The 14,863-nt window shown below is 34.5% G+C and carries 15 protein-coding genes and 2 tRNA genes; 7 read left to right on the top strand and 10 right to left on the bottom strand.

Annotated elements, in window-relative coordinates; translation table 11 throughout:
* Window positions 1-18: 18 nt before the first annotated feature.
* Window positions 19-1,368 carry a hypothetical protein gene (locus GQR94_RS13190; RefSeq protein ID WP_158975936.1) on the top strand — a complete coding sequence of 450 codons (1,350 nt, stop codon included), beginning with the start codon at window positions 19-21 and terminating at the stop codon, window positions 1,366-1,368.
* Between the two features lie 151 nt (window positions 1,369-1,519).
* On the opposite strand, the gene GQR94_RS13185 is transcribed toward GQR94_RS13190, so the two are convergent.
* The 7 genes from GQR94_RS13185 to tgt all read right to left on the bottom strand — a co-directional run bounded on the left by GQR94_RS13185 (window position 1,520) and on the right by tgt (window position 9,288).
* Window positions 1,520-2,044, bottom strand: a complete 525-nt coding sequence (locus GQR94_RS13185) for a CHAP domain-containing protein (RefSeq protein ID WP_233268312.1) — start codon at window positions 2,042-2,044, stop codon at window positions 1,520-1,522.
* A gap of 77 nt (window positions 2,045-2,121) precedes the next feature.
* Window positions 2,122-3,309, bottom strand: coding sequence for an asparagine synthetase B (locus GQR94_RS13180; protein ID WP_158975934.1), 1,188 nt, complete (start codon window positions 3,307-3,309; stop codon window positions 2,122-2,124).
* A 103-nt stretch (window positions 3,310-3,412) separates the two neighbouring features.
* Complete coding sequence (gene dnaB / locus GQR94_RS13175; RefSeq protein ID WP_158975933.1) at window positions 3,413-4,966, bottom strand: replicative DNA helicase; 1,554 nt, start codon at window positions 4,964-4,966, stop codon at window positions 3,413-3,415.
* Window positions 4,967-5,133: 167 nt separating this feature from the next.
* A complete protein-coding gene (locus GQR94_RS13170) occupies window positions 5,134-6,087 on the bottom strand; it encodes an acetyl-CoA carboxylase carboxyltransferase subunit alpha (protein WP_158975932.1) in 954 nt (317 codons plus the stop codon).
* A 57-nt stretch (window positions 6,088-6,144) separates the two neighbouring features.
* On the bottom strand, window positions 6,145-7,038 hold the full coding sequence (locus tag GQR94_RS13165) for a DMT family transporter (protein ID WP_158975931.1): 894 nt from the start codon (window positions 7,036-7,038) through the stop codon (window positions 6,145-6,147).
* Window positions 7,039-7,075: 37 nt separating this feature from the next.
* Window positions 7,076-8,155 carry an LptF/LptG family permease gene (locus GQR94_RS13160; protein WP_158975930.1) on the bottom strand — a complete coding sequence of 360 codons (1,080 nt, stop codon included), beginning with the start codon at window positions 8,153-8,155 and terminating at the stop codon, window positions 7,076-7,078.
* A 2-nt stretch (window positions 8,156-8,157) separates the two neighbouring features.
* The gene (tgt, locus tag GQR94_RS13155) at window positions 8,158-9,288 is read right to left on the bottom strand and encodes a tRNA guanosine(34) transglycosylase Tgt (protein WP_158975929.1); all 1,131 of its coding nucleotides are present in this window, start codon (window positions 9,286-9,288) and stop codon (window positions 8,158-8,160) included.
* Window positions 9,289-9,527: 239 nt separating this feature from the next.
* Between tgt and GQR94_RS13150 the strand changes: the two genes are divergently transcribed.
* On the top strand, window positions 9,528-10,112 hold the full coding sequence (locus tag GQR94_RS13150; protein ID WP_024481402.1) for an outer membrane beta-barrel protein: 585 nt from the start codon (window positions 9,528-9,530) through the stop codon (window positions 10,110-10,112).
* Between the two features lie 82 nt (window positions 10,113-10,194).
* On the opposite strand, the gene GQR94_RS13145 is transcribed toward GQR94_RS13150, so the two are convergent.
* The gene (locus GQR94_RS13145) at window positions 10,195-11,139 is read right to left on the bottom strand and encodes an FKBP-type peptidyl-prolyl cis-trans isomerase (RefSeq protein ID WP_158975928.1); all 945 of its coding nucleotides are present in this window, start codon (window positions 11,137-11,139) and stop codon (window positions 10,195-10,197) included.
* 78 nt (window positions 11,140-11,217) lie between these two features.
* Here GQR94_RS13145 and GQR94_RS13140 point away from each other — a divergent pair, with 78 nt between their 5' ends.
* Both GQR94_RS13140 and GQR94_RS13135 read left to right on the top strand, forming a co-directional pair.
* Complete coding sequence (locus GQR94_RS13140) at window positions 11,218-11,610, top strand: RNA-binding S4 domain-containing protein (protein ID WP_158975927.1); 393 nt, start codon at window positions 11,218-11,220, stop codon at window positions 11,608-11,610.
* 40 nt (window positions 11,611-11,650) lie between these two features.
* The gene (locus tag GQR94_RS13135; RefSeq protein WP_158975926.1) at window positions 11,651-12,148 is read left to right on the top strand and encodes a phosphoribosyltransferase family protein; all 498 of its coding nucleotides are present in this window, start codon (window positions 11,651-11,653) and stop codon (window positions 12,146-12,148) included.
* On the opposite strand, the gene GQR94_RS13130 is transcribed toward GQR94_RS13135, so the two are convergent.
* Window positions 12,140-12,655, bottom strand: a complete 516-nt coding sequence (locus GQR94_RS13130; protein WP_158975925.1) for a shikimate kinase — start codon at window positions 12,653-12,655, stop codon at window positions 12,140-12,142. The genes GQR94_RS13135 and GQR94_RS13130 overlap by 9 nt on opposite strands.
* Before the next feature lie 149 nt (window positions 12,656-12,804).
* Here GQR94_RS13130 and GQR94_RS13125 point away from each other — a divergent pair.
* Window positions 12,805-12,877, top strand: a tRNA-Lys gene (locus tag GQR94_RS13125).
* Between the two features lie 177 nt (window positions 12,878-13,054).
* Window positions 13,055-13,127, top strand: a tRNA-Lys gene (locus GQR94_RS13120).
* 180 nt (window positions 13,128-13,307) lie between these two features.
* On the opposite strand, the gene GQR94_RS13115 is transcribed toward GQR94_RS13120, so the two are convergent.
* Entirely contained in the window at window positions 13,308-14,111 is an 804-nt protein-coding gene (locus GQR94_RS13115; RefSeq protein ID WP_158975924.1) for a DUF547 domain-containing protein, read from the bottom strand.
* A gap of 288 nt (window positions 14,112-14,399) precedes the next feature.
* Between GQR94_RS13115 and GQR94_RS13110 the strand changes: the two genes are divergently transcribed.
* Window positions 14,400-14,834: a DUF6789 family protein gene (locus tag GQR94_RS13110; RefSeq protein ID WP_158975923.1), complete on the top strand. Its 435-nt coding sequence runs from the start codon at window positions 14,400-14,402 to the stop codon at window positions 14,832-14,834.
* Window positions 14,835-14,863 lie beyond the last annotated feature (29 nt).

Below are 14,863 nucleotides of genomic sequence, written 5' to 3'. Positions count from 1 at the left end.
ATAAAAACAGACCTAAAAATGAAACATAATCTTTTAAATTTTAAAACTTTAGCTACAATTTTATTAACCATTGGCTTCATGAGTTCTTGTAGTGATGACGACAATTCTGTAGATCCAGAAACAGAAACAACTCCTGAGACTGGAGCTGAATCTAGATGGATTACAGTTGCAGGAGCACGAATGGGTGATAATCCTGGCGATGGAAATGGTGGCACATTAATTTATTCCGTACGTAGTGAAGATGCTAAAGACCCAAATACATCAATTAATGTTTTTGACAATGGATTTATTGCTCCTTCCAACAGAACGGCTCGTTTACAATCGTCTGAAGACGGTTCTACCATATTCAACATAAGTTATGCCGGCGATACCGGTGGAAACTACACCAAGTACATGGTAGAAGGTGGACAGGTTTTTACCCAAACAGGAACTGAAATAAGTATTGCTCCCTATGTTGGAACAGCTCCAAGATGGATTAAGTTATATGATGGTGATAAAACAGGAGCTGCTGTTTATGTTTCTACAGAAAATGAATTTGATGAAAATGAAAAATACACACGTACAAATGCAACTATTGGTGTAGTAACCCTAGATCTGGAAAATTCATTAATTAATGAATTTCAAGAACACAGTGTTGCTTTGAGTCCGGAAGAAGAGGCCTTAGGATACTATATTTCAAGAATAGATATGCCTGTATTAAATGAGGCTGGAGATAAATTATATATTGGAGCTCGTTTAAGCAAATTAGACCCAGCAACTACAGAGAGTGATAGTGATTATGAAATATTAGGTTCTAAAACCATTGTACTAGATTACCCATCTTTATTAAACCCATCTGTAATTACTTCTACTGTAGGATATGGAAATACAAATGGTTACCGAAGTATTAATGCCTTTCTTTATAATGGAAGTGTGTACCAAGCGAACCAAAGTGATCCTGAAGGTTCTCACATTTTAAAGATTGATGCAGATAACCAATATGACGATTCTTATGTATTTAATTTGGATGATGCCTTAGGTATCGAAGGTGCCTACATTCTTGCCTGGAAACCTGCTGCCAATGGAAAAGCCGTTATTGCTTACCGTCATGACGCATCTCAAGAAGGTGTTGCTGGTGCCCAAGGATTTTTTGCTCTTGCTGATTTAAATACAAAAATGGCCACAAAAATTGATGCCATTCCTTATGACGCCGATTTCTACTTATTTCAATACCAAGGTTTTGTTGTTGATGGTACGGATATTTACATAACTCAAGCTCCAGTAGGTCAAAATGGAAATATTTATGTTATAGATACAGCAACTGGTGAGGTAACTAAAGGTGCTGAATTAGTTAATGCTGAAGGAAGTCACCTTATTGGGACGTTCTAAGTTAAGTTTATCTCCATGAATTTAAACATTAGTTGAGCTATATAATAGATGCCACTAACAAAAAAAACCGCTAACAGAACAATAGTTTTGATAGCGGTTTTTTATATTAAATGCGCTACTATAAAATGATAACATAGAATTAAAATAGCATTTATTTTCGTAACCACCCGAGTATACGATCATTATCAATACCCCATTTATCTTCTTCATGAAGAAGGTCATACGTTTCTCTGGATTGTCCAAAAGGGCCTGGATTCTGTTGGATAATTTCAATCTCGTGTTCTGTTACTTTTGAAATAATAGCTACATGCCCGTATTTGTTAAATAAGGTTCCAGAATACACTACTAAATCATTTACTTTAGGCTTAGAACTGCTTGGGTTTGTAAATTGATTAAGGTTACGATTAATATTTAAGCCACCATCCTCTAAGGTTTTACTGAAGAAATCTTTTGCATTGCCATAACTATCCGGCATTTTATGATTTAATGCTTGATAATAGTATCTTTTTACAAATTCTACACATTGATATTTTAAACCTAGATTATACCCATCTTCGGTTACTTCACGGCCAGCTACATTACCCACACCTCCATTATAGTAAACAACTACACCATTTAAATCGTCAATTTTTTGTCCAACTTCAAAATTAGAGTTCAGGTTAATTTTCCTTGACACAAAAAAACCGATCGTAAATATAATCAGTATTCCAAGTATCAGTACCATTCGCTTTTTCAATGTCTTATGTGGTGTTTTTAAGTTTTTTGTTTCTTCTTTTTAGCTGCAGGAAATAACACGTTATTTAAGATTAGCCGGTAACCGGGAGAAGAAGGATGTAACTCTAATTCTGTTTTAGGGTCTCCTACTCTGTGCTGATAATCTTCTGGATCATGACCTCCGTAAAATGTAAAAAATCCTTTTCCCTTAATTCCATGAATATAGCGGGCTTCGCCATTTACTTTATTCTCTCCTAATACAAGAACAGTTGGCTTCACCTCTGAACGTTCAAAAGAAGTAGTTTGCCCCATAAATCCTTTCACCAAACTTGTATGGTTCTGACAAAGCATTGTAGGTATAGGATCCCATTTTGCTGAAAAATCCATTAAAGAAAAATAATCACTCTCTTTATTAATATTTCTCTTCGTGGTCATATCTATAGATGAAAACTCATAGACCAATGGATTACGTTCTAAAGTAAAGTCTTTAAACGCAAAGGTTTTTTCATAATTTAATTTAGACTGATAATTTGCATCCGACGGATCACCATCAAACATAGCCTCGCAAATATCTACATCCTCTGAGGCAGACAAAGCGATATCAAAACTATCTGTTGCCGAGCACATCGCAAACATGAATCCGCCTCCAATCACATATTTTCTAATCTTTAAAGATACGGCTCTTTTTTCTTCAGATACCTTGCTATACCCCAGTTTTGAAGCCAATGCTTCTGCATCTTTTTTACTTTGCAAATACCATGGCGCAGCTTTGTACGCCGCATAAAATTTACCATATTGTCCTGTAAAATCTTCATGATGCAGATGCAACCAATCATACAATACTAAGCCATCTTCTAAAACCTCTTCATCATATACTGTTTCGTACGGAATTTCAGCATATGTTAATACCATGGTTACTGCATCATCCCATGGTAATGTTCCACTAGGAGTGTATACGGCAATCTTTGGTGCTTTCTCTAAAATGACTGCTTCTTGATTTTTAGATGGACTAGAAATTTCTTCTAGAATTGCATTCGCATCATTATCAGATATGACCTCAAAAGAAACACCACGAATCTGGCATTCTTTGCGGATAGCCTCACCATCTGGCAATAAAAAAGAACCTCCTCTATAATTCAAAAGCCATTGTACCTTTTGTTGCTTCGCTAAAATCCAATAGGTAATTCCGTATGCTTTTAAATGATTTTTCTGTGATTCTGCATCCATAGGAATTAGGATTGCAGAGGCAAACATTGATGTAGAAAAAAGAAAGAGAATGCCTATTAAAAGCATCCTCTTTATATTATTTTTAAATGTAATAATTTTAAATTTAGAAAGGGACATCACTATCATCAAAATCTGGCGGTGTTTCATTCATAGAACTTCCAAAAGCTTGATCTGCATTTGGAAGGTTTTTAGTGGCAAATGGATTTTCTTCTCCATCATTCATCTTAGATTGAAACTCAAAAGGAGAATCAAAGTCATCTAAATTATCAAATTTACCTTGATTACCAATAAACTTTAACCTAATATTCTCTAAACCACCATTCCTGTGTTTTGCTACAATAAATTCTCCTTGACCAGCAGTTGGTGAGCGTTCGTCATCATCCCATTCATCAATCTTATAGTATTCTGGTCTATAGATAAAAGATACAATATCTGCATCTTGTTCAATTGCACCAGATTCCCTGAGGTCAGAAAGTAATGGTCTTTTAGTACCCCCTCTTGTTTCTACCGCACGAGAAAGCTGCGATAGTGCAATTACAGGTACACTTAATTCTTTTGCTAATGCTTTTAAGTTACGAGAAATCGTAGAGATCTCCTGTTCACGGTTACCACCACCTTTCTGGCTTCCCCCAGCGGTCATTAATTGCAAATAATCTATCATGATCATTCGGATGCCATGTTGGGATGCCAAACGTCTTGCTTTAGCCCTTAAATCGAAGATGGAAAGCGAGGGCGTATCATCAATAAACAAAGGTGCTTTTTCAAGCGTCTTTACTTTTACATTTAATTGCTCCCATTCGTGCTTCTCTAATTTACCTGTACGCAGTTTTTCTGAAGACAAACCTGTTTCAGAAGAAATTAAACGCGTAATTAACTGTACGGAAGACATCTCCAGAGAAAAGAAGGCTACAGGAATATTAGAATTAACAGCCATGTTTCTTGCCATAGACAAAGTTAAAGCTGTTTTACCCATACCAGGACGTGCTGCAATAATAATTAAATCACTCGGCTGCCATCCAGAAGTTAGTTTATCTACTTTATCAAAACCTGAAGGCACACCACTAAGGCCTTCTTTATTTGCAATTTCTTCAATTCTCTTTTTTGCTTGAATTACCAAATTCTGAGCAGTTTCTGCAGAACGTTTTAAATTCCCTTGGGTAACATCATATAATTTAGATTCTGCCGTATCTAATAAATCAAATACATCCGTTGCTTCATCATAAGCAGCTTGAATAATTTCATTTGAAATTTTAATTAGACTACGCTGAATATATTTTTGTAGAATAATACGTGCATGGAACTCAATATGTGCAGATGAAGCCACTTTTTGAGTCAATTTTATCAAGTAAAAATCTCCGCCAGCAGCTTCTAATTTACCATCCTTCTTTAATTGCGAAGAAACGGTTAATAAATCGACTGGTTCAGAGGTTTCAAACAACTTAAAGATCGCTTCATAGATAAATCGGTGCGCATCTTTATAAAAAACTTCAGGGTGAAGAATATCAATAACCTCATCGATACCTTTCTTATCAATCATCATTGCCCCTATCACAACCTCCTCTAAATCAATTGCTTGAGGCGGAATTTTCCCACGCTCTAAGCTTATTAAATTAGACTTGTCTACTTTGTGACCTACTATCGGACTCGGTTTCTCCATAATTACGAAAGTATGTAATTAACCTTAGGTTAACTTTAAAATTGGATTTTGGATGTCAACAGTTCATTAACAATTTATATGTTAATAAGTTACGTTTTTGTGTTGACAACAAAAAAAATCTGAAGAATTATATCTTCAGATTTTATAATTGTATGATAAATCAGGAATTAACCATTAAATACACCCATATTGGCGTACTTGTCCATCCTTTTATTTACTAAATCTTTTGGTGATAACTTTTTAAGCTCTTCAAAATTTGTTAAAATTTTGTTTTTTACAATTTCGAAAGTTTTATCTCTGTAACTATGAGCACCTCCTACTGGTTCTCTTACAATTTCATCGATTATTTTTAACTTTTTCATATCTGTAGCGGTAAGCTTCAATGCTTCGGCTGCAATTTCTTTATATTCCCAGCTTCTCCATAAAATAGAAGAACAAGATTCTGGCGAAATTACCGAGTACCATGTATTCTCTAGCATTAAAACCTTATCGCCTACACCAATGCCTAAAGCACCACCAGAGGCTCCTTCTCCAATAATCACAACGATAATTGGAACTTTAAGGCGTGTCATTTCCAGAATATTACGCGCAATGGCTTCTCCTTGTCCACGCTCTTCTGCCTCAATACCGGGGTATGCACCAGGAGTATCGATAAAACATACTACAGGAACATTAAATTTCTCTGCAGATTTCATTAAACGTAAAGCTTTGCGATAACCTTCCGGGTTTGCCATACCAAAATTCCGGTATTGACGGGTTTTAGTATTGTATCCCTTTTGCTGTCCAATAAACATAAAGCTTTGGTCTCCAATTTTACCTAGACCCCCAATCATTGCCTTATCATCCTTAACATTACGATCTCCATGAAGCTCTAAAAAAGTTTCTCCACAGATGGCATTAATGTAATCCAGTGTATAAGGTCTATTTGGGTGCCTTGACAATTGTACACGCTGCCAAGCAGTTAGATTTTTATATATATCCTTACGGGTATCAAAAAGCTTCTTTTCTATTTGTTTACAGGTTTCTGTAACATCTACATCACTCTCTTCACCAATAATCATGCACTTATCTAATTGTTCTTCTAGTTCCTTTATGGGAAGTTCAAAATCTAAATATTCCATGAGTATTCCTGTTTAAATTATAATAGTTGACAAATATAAAACATTAAATAGGTATGCCTAACTCCTATTCCGTTTTTTTAATTTTCCTTTATTTTTTATTAATCCATTTGCTACTACTGTGCTTAAAATCAGTAGTGCTCCGAAATAAAATAGTGGATTCATTTTTTCACTATCACCTAAAAATATAAACGCTAAAAAAATCCCGTACACAGGCTCCAAATTTACGGTAAGCATTACGGTATAAGGCGTTAACACCTTCATAACCCGTACTGAAGCAATAAATGCGTAGGCAGTACAGATAGAGGCAAGAATAAATAAATAGATCCAATCATTTTTAGAAACTTGAAAAAAACCAGCATCAAAATCGCCACGTATGGCTAAATAAACGGTAATAAACAACACCCCTGCCGTTAGCTCATAAAAAGAGATTACACTAGGCCTATGTGCCTGAATTAATTTACCATTTGCAATGGAAAAAATAGCGGCTAATAGTGCTGATATTAATGCTAAAACTATCCCCTCTACATACTGTGTTTCTACATTAAAAATAATATACAGCCCTACCATTACCACCACACCAAAAACGATCTCATACCAGATCATCTTCCGTTTATATATAAACGGCTCTATGATTGCCGTAAATAACGCTCCAGTAGACAGGGTAGCCAATGCGATAGAAACGTTGGATACTTTTATCGATTTAAAGAATGTTAACCAGTGTAAAGCAATGACAACCCCAACAGCAGCCATAATGGCAATCTGTTTTATCGGAATTTTTAAAGAAAATTTATTTACTGCAATAAATACAGCAATGAGTAGCACTGCTATTCCCATTCTATACCACACCAAAGGCAAAGCATCAATAGTTATTAGCTTTCCTAGGACTGCTGTAAACCCCCAGATAAAAATAATAAAATGTAAATGAAGGTAATTCTTAAGCCTATCTGTCATTGCGCTAATGTAATAGAAAGGGGATTATTTTACTAAATTATCTTTTGGCTTTTTGCAATAAATAGAATGCTAGAAAACCAAATAATACATTGGGCACAATTACCGCTAACAAGGGTGAAAAACCTGATTGTTCCGCTAAAGTCCCAAAGACACGATCGAAAAATATATAAACAAAGGCTACTAAAATACCAAAAGCTAAATTTACGCCCATACCACCTCTACGTTTTTGAGAAGACACTGCTACAGCAATAAGCGTTAATATAAATGCGGTTATAGGCATAGCCCATCGCTTATATTTAACCAATATATAGATATTGATATTAGATGCCCCCTTACGCTTCTCATTAGCTATAAACGTATTTAATTCAAATAAATTTTTTGTCTCCGCTACGTAAGACACCGGTGTTAAATCGTTTATTTTAAAAGGAAACACGGTATCTAATCTCCTCTTTGTTTCTAAAATTTCAGTATCTCCATTTAATGTTCTCTTCACATACGACGTAAGTCTGTAAATAGAATCTGCAGGGATCCACCTAATATTTGCTGCAGACAGTTTGTATTCTAGTACATTATCCTTATTAAAATGCTCCATAGAAAAATTATAACCTATATCTCTAGCGGGATCAAACCTACTTACATAAATAAAATCCTTAGCATTTAGTTGGTTGAAGATATTTTCAGTGACTCGGTCTTGTTTTCCTTTTTTAAGGTATTTGAACTTAAATTCATTGAAGCCTTTACTAGCATTTGGCACAATAAACATTCCCATTAAAAGCATGAATATAGCCACAATCACAGCACCAATAAGATAAGGCCTTAGAAAACGGCCATAGGAAATACCGGAACTTAGCATCGCTACAATCTCTGTATTACTTGCTAATTTTGAAGTGAAAAAAATAACGGAAAGAAATAGAAAAATAGGCAACAACATACTTCCTATATAAATAGAAAAATTACCTAAGTACATTAATATTTCGTCTAATGGTGCGTCATTATCTTGCATTTTATTATACTGCTCAGATAAGTGAACCATTATCCCAATTGGGATAAACAATAGTAACATTACTGAAAATGTTACTAAATAACGCTTTAATATGTATCTATCTAAAATGGTCAAGGTTACAATCTTTTATCCATTTGTTTTACCATTTTGTTTTTCCATTCTGTAAAATCGCCTGCTAAGATATGTTTTCTTGCCTCACGAGTTAACCACAAATAAAAACCTAAGTTATGGATGGTAGCTATTTGTTTTCCTAAATATTCATTGGCCGCAAATAAATGACGTAAATATGCTTTTGAATATTCTGTATCTACAAACGTTATTGCCATTTCATCCACCGGAGAAAAATCATCCTCCCATTTCTTATTCTTGATATTAATGGTCCCGTGTGCTGTAAATAACATTCCATTTCTCGCATTACGCGTTGGCATTACACAATCGAACATATCAATACCTAAAGCTATATTTTCTAAAATATTTATAGGCGTACCTACCCCCATTAAATATCTAGGTTTATCTTCTGGAAGTATTTCACAAACCACTTCGGTCATGGCATACATTTCATCTGCCGGCTCTCCTACTGACAAACCTCCAATTGCATTGCCTTCTGCTCCTACTCCCGCAATATATTCTGCAGATTGACGTCTTAAATCTTTATAGGTTGATCCTTGTACAATCGGAAAAAAAGATTGACTGTAATCATACTTGTACGGTACTTTCTCTAAATGATTAATACAACGCTCTAACCAACGGTGCGTCATATGCATGGAACGTTGTGCGTATTTATAATCGCATGGATATGGCGTACACTCGTCAAATGCCATAATAATATCTGCTCCAATGATTCGCTGAACCTCCATCACACTCTCTGGAGTGAAGGTATGGTACGAACCATCAATATGTGATTTAAACTTTACGCCTTCCTCTTTAATTTTTCTATTAGCAGATAAAGAATACACTTGATACCCACCACTATCTGTTAAAATATTTCTATCCCAGCCCATAAACTTATGGAGTCCACCTGCTTTTTCTAAAATTTGAGTTTTAGGACGCAAGTATAAATGATAGGTATTCCCTAGGATGATATCTGGGTTTATTTCTTCTTTAAGCTCTTTCTGATGCACTCCTTTTACAGAGGCAACAGTACCTACAGGCATAAAAATTGGCGTTTCAATCTTTCCATGATCAGTGATCATTTCTCCTGCTCTAGCTTTACTATGTGGATCGGTATGCTTTAGTGTAAATTTCAAATCGTCTATTAAATTAGCGCAAATATAGTTAACTCGACAAGGATATTACTTAAGAAAAAAATAAAGTTGAAATTATTGAACGTAAAATCAGAATCTACTAAAATTAAGCATTTAAAAATTTAACAAGGTCTTATAATTTCAAAAACAATAAAGCCTCTTGCATATCGTTGAAGGTGATGAGAACAAACTTGAATTGGTATTATTATTGATACTATTCTTGTTTTTAAACTATAGAAAACATGAGAAAAACAATTTTAACAGCAGTATTGGCCTTAATAGGCGGTATTGCAATGGCACAAACAGAGCCTGGTTTTGGAATTAAAGCAGGGCTAAACTATGGCGCCAATGGCGATTATTTTGATTCTGCAGAAGATGCATACAAGAGTCCAGATGGCAATGTTGGATACCATGTGGGTATTTTTGGGAAATTTGGAGAGCAAATTTACTTTAGACCAGAATTAGTCTATACCAAAACAAAATCTGATTATGAGAATAATAGTTTGGACATGTCTAAATTAGATGCTCCACTATTAATCGGTTTTAATGTTATTGGCCCCTTGACCGTATTTGCAGGTCCATCATTACAGTACATACTAGATACAGATTATGATGGCATTACCTTTGGTGATGTTAAGAATGATTTCACTGTAGGTCTTAATATAGGAGCTGGGGTTAATCTTGGTAAGTTGGGTATTGATTTACGTTACGAACGCGGTTTTTCTGAAAATGAAATAACTGCTATTAACAATAATAACCTATTAAGTGTAGATAGAATAGATACTAGACCAGATCAATTAATTCTGAGTTTATCTTTAAAAATCTAAGACTCCAAAAGAAATAGGAACGCATAAAAAAACCTGAAAGCTACACGTAGCTTTCAGGTTTTTTAATTTAATCTATTTTATTTTATTTTGTATCTGGATCTAAGTGATCTGGAATACCGTCATTATCAGTATCTCTAAAAACTACTTCCCCATTTACAATATCTATCTCTTCACTAGTTGGCGTATTATCACCATCATCATCTGCATCTAAATAATTAGGGATAAATGTAAATACATCTGCTTCATCTTCTTCATCTGTATTATCATTATTCAATCTACCATCTCCGTCTACATCCTCTAAATAAGAAGGAATACCGTCATTATCATGATCTGCTTGATTGACTGCAAATAAATCTATTTTAAAAAGTATAGGAGAATATGCCGGAATATTTGTTTGCGTCGCTGAATAGTATGCAAGAGCAGAAGGCATAAAAATAACACCAATACCATAATCCTCAATATTTACAGTACCATCTTCATTTATACTACCTGGCCCACCACCTTTAAATTCCGTAATACCTTGCGCAAAGCCTGTTACCAATGAAGGCAAACTAAACCAAATTGGAGCTGCTGAAGAATCAAAAATAGTTCCGTCCAACAATTCGCCTTGGTACCTCACATAGGTTGAGTCGGCAAAAGTTGTTGCAGCACCTATACCTTCTCTAGCTACTAAGTAATATAATTTGTGATCTATTTCTTCATCGCCATCTGTAATACCAACATTTTCAGATTTAACTTTAATTGTTTTAAAGCCAAAACCGTCACTATTTAATAATGAAATCTTATCACTATTATCTCCTGAAATGGTATCAAACACAATTTGATAATCAAAATCTTCCGCTGGGCTTTCAAAATCTTCGTAGTTGTAAAAATGACTTGAAAAATACGCTTGAAGCGCTGCTTCGTCATCTACTATTATCTCGCTAAGATCTGTTGGAGGAACAACTACAATATCGTCATCATCTTTATTACAAGAAATGAAAAGTAAAGTAATTGCTAAAAAATAAAATATGCTTTTGATATTCATCCATTTAATTTTAAGTGTCGCAAGATACAATTTTCCCCTATTTTTGTAGAAAAGATTAAGAAAGAATTATAACTGTTTATGCGTATAGATAAATACCTATGGTGTATTAGATATTTTAAAACAAGAAATATTGGAACAGAGTCCTGTAAAAAAGGACATGTAAAGCTCAATGGCGCTACCGCGAAACCATCAAAGGATGTTTTACCGATGGATAAAATTATTGTGCGTAAAAATCAGATCAACTATGAATTGACGGTTCTAGATATTCCTCCAAACAGAGTTGCCGCTAAACTGGTTGATATTTACAGGAAAGACACCACACCTGCTTCTGCATTTGAAAATAATGAACTGCTAAAGTTCTCTAAAGATTATTATAGAAAGAAAGGAACCGGCAGACCTACTAAAAAAGACAGAAGAGACATTGAAGATTATATTGATGATTCTTCTGAAACTAAAAATAGTGAAGAATAAAGAAGGGTTTCTTTATCTTTGATATGAAAACTTAAACCGAATGCAACATCAAATTTTATCACACAAAGAAATACAATACAAAATTAATAGAATTGCATACCAGATCTATGAAGCTAATGTTGATGAAAAAGAAATCATCATTGCAGGAATAGAAGGTGGCGGTTTAAATTTCGCTAAAAAGATTGCAAAAGTACTAAGAGCTATTACTTCTTCTGAAATAAACATTTGCAAGGTTAGTATGGATAAAAAAAATCCTTTACAATCCGGTGTCTCTACTTCTATAAAAGAAGAAGATTATGCCAACAAATCTATTGTTTTGGTTGACGATGTATTAAACTCAGGCACTACACTTATTTATGGTGTTCATCATTTTTTACGTGTTCCTCTAAAACAGTTAAAAACAGCAGTACTCGTCAATAGAAACCATAAAAAATACCCTGTCAAGGCAGATTATAAAGGAATATCGCTATCAACTTCTTTACACGAGCAAATACAAGTAGAATTTAAAACCAATAGCGACAAGGTGTACTTACTTTAATTGCTGCATAATTTCAGCTACAATTTCTTCAGGGTTTTTATTATCACAAACAATGATAGTATTGGCTTGCAGGTAAAAATTATTTCTTTCAAATAAATGCTTCCCTATAAACTCTGGCAAATCATTTTCTGCGATGTTTTGAACTAATGGTCGGCTTTCTTTTTCATTTATTAAACGTTTTACTAAACTAGGAATTGATAATTTTAGGTAAAAATCCTGTTTTGTATGCGTTTGAATTAATGCTAAATTATTCGCATAACAAGGTGTTCCTCCCCCTGTAGATAAAATAAATGATTTTTTTTCTTCCATTAGTTCTTGAACATATTTATGCTCCATTTTCCGAAAATAGATCTCTCCACGGTCTTTAAAAATATCTGAAACGCTTGTATTTAATTTAGATTCGATATGTTCATCCAGGTCTATAAAATTGATATTCAATTTCTTAGAAAGCAATTTTCCAATTGTTGTTTTTCCACTTCCCATGTAACCGATAAGTACTATTTTCATTTTCTTATTTTGTGTAAAATTGAACCAAAATAAAGTGATTTCAAAAAAAAATAATTTTTTTTCAAAATAGGCTTGGATATGTGACTAAAGGTTGTATATTTGCACCCGCAAACAGGGAATATTTCTCTATAGCAAATCATTGAAATAATGACCTGGTAGCTCAGTTGGTAGAGCATCTCCCTTTTAAGGAGAGGGTCCTGGGTTCGAGCCCCAGCCCGGTCACAGAAAAGCCTTTTGAATCATAGATTTGAAAGGCTTTTTGCATTTATAGCATCTTCAGTATCGTTTAATCCTTTTCTAAATATATAAGGACTTTTCTTGCTTGGATATGTGACTAAAGGTTGTATATTTGCACCCGCAAACAGGGAATATTTCTCTACAGCAAATCATTGAAATAATGACCTGGTAGCTCAGTTGGTAGAGCATCTCCCTTTTAAGGAGAGGGTCCTGGGTTCGAGCCCCAGCCCGGTCACAGAAAAGCCTTTTGAATCATAGATTTGAAAGGCTTTTTGCATTTATAGCACTTCATTAAATTTTTATTATTTAACAAATGCAACACGTCTTTTGTTGTGATATAAGTACTAGCACCGATTGAATGCATACGTAAAACGCATTCAATTCTCACAGACCCATTTTAAGGGGATGTGGCTCCCTAATTTTTTTCGTTTAAGCTCCAATCATATTCCTTATAATCGATTGCAGCCTTGGAAGCAATTTCTATTTTGGTAAACGGCTTGAGGTATGAAATAAGTTCGCCATTAGAAAAATCGCCTTTATACCATTTAAAAATCCGTGATAAGATTAGCTCATCTTGTGTAATTGTATTATTACCTGAAATAATAAAACCAAGAGCCGCTTCTTCTAATTGATCTTCTATATTTTCTGGAGTATAAGCTTCATTTAACAACTTTGGGCAAGAGGTGGAAGCACAATTGATCGCAAAATGAATGCGTGGTTCGTTCATTTTTCTTAGAATACTATGTTCCAAAGCACCAAGAGAAAGTTCCTTATCTCCAATCTTTACAAAATCTGTGGTCCAAGGACCATCTATGTCCTGAATACTTTTAAGTGGATAGTTCCTTAGTACTAAAGCTACTGTATGCGCATTGTAAAGATTGATATAATACGCCAATAGTTCTTGAACCGACCAGTTATTTGTTGGAACTTGTTTTGACAATACATCCAAATAATCTTCTAATCGATTTCTATCTTGTAAAAACCCCTTATAATTTACTTGACCATTGTCGTCCACATATTTCTTAAGTAAAACGGTCCATTGCGAATGGTCTAATGTATTATTTGAAATTTGATGCTCCACTGCCAAGTTCCCAGCCACTTGTTTCGTAGGAAGCCCCTTCCCATTAAGACCAGCCATAGATAGAAGTCCGAAACGCTTGTTTAAATAAACCACCCCTAACAGCAGGGCAACAACACTTATTATAATTATTTTTCTCATAGTCTTATATCTTTTAAAATTATTTGCTTTGAGTAAACTCAGAACAAGTTCTTAGTAAAAGAGACGAATAAATCATACAACCTGACAAATTGAATTGATTTTTTTAAAGTTTTAAAAAAAAGAAACCGACCTTAACCTATTGAAAATTAGTTTTATGAATACTACCCCCTTCAGGTTTAGAAATTAACACCCCAATCAGAAGGTAGATCAAAACATTACGCTATTTCTTTGTCAGTTACCTACTTTTATACGTCTACCTAAACAGCTAACTTCAAAACAATACAAATTATGAAATCTAAAATCACACAATCCTTGGTTGCTGGAATTGCCGCAACTGTAGTTATGACTATTATAATGATGATTGCCCCTATGATAGGCCTGGCAAATATGAATCCACCTGAAATGGTTTCTGGTATGATGGGAATGCCCATCGCAGTAGGTTGGATAATGCATTTTATGATCGGAATCGTTTTTGCTGCTTCCTATGTTTTCTTTTTTAGTTCTAAATTACCCATGGAAAGCAAGGTTTTAAAAGGGATCGTTTTTGGAATTATCATTGCTATTTTAGCAAAAATTGGTATGACGATTATGGGGACAATAGCCGGTGGCGCTACTCCAGGACCTGAAGGCGCAATGATTCCCATGATTATGGCTTTACTTTTAGGCCATATCGTTTTCGGGATTGTTGTTGCATTTATTGCAAAGACACCAAAGATTGCCTAATTAAATAGCTTTTATAAAGCTTCTAAATT

Origin of the sequence: Cellulophaga sp. L1A9 (genome assembly GCF_009797025.1) — a bacterium.
Lineage (GTDB): Bacteria > Bacteroidota > Bacteroidia > Flavobacteriales > Flavobacteriaceae > Cellulophaga.
This window is presented reverse-complemented; position numbering and strand designations above follow the sequence as displayed.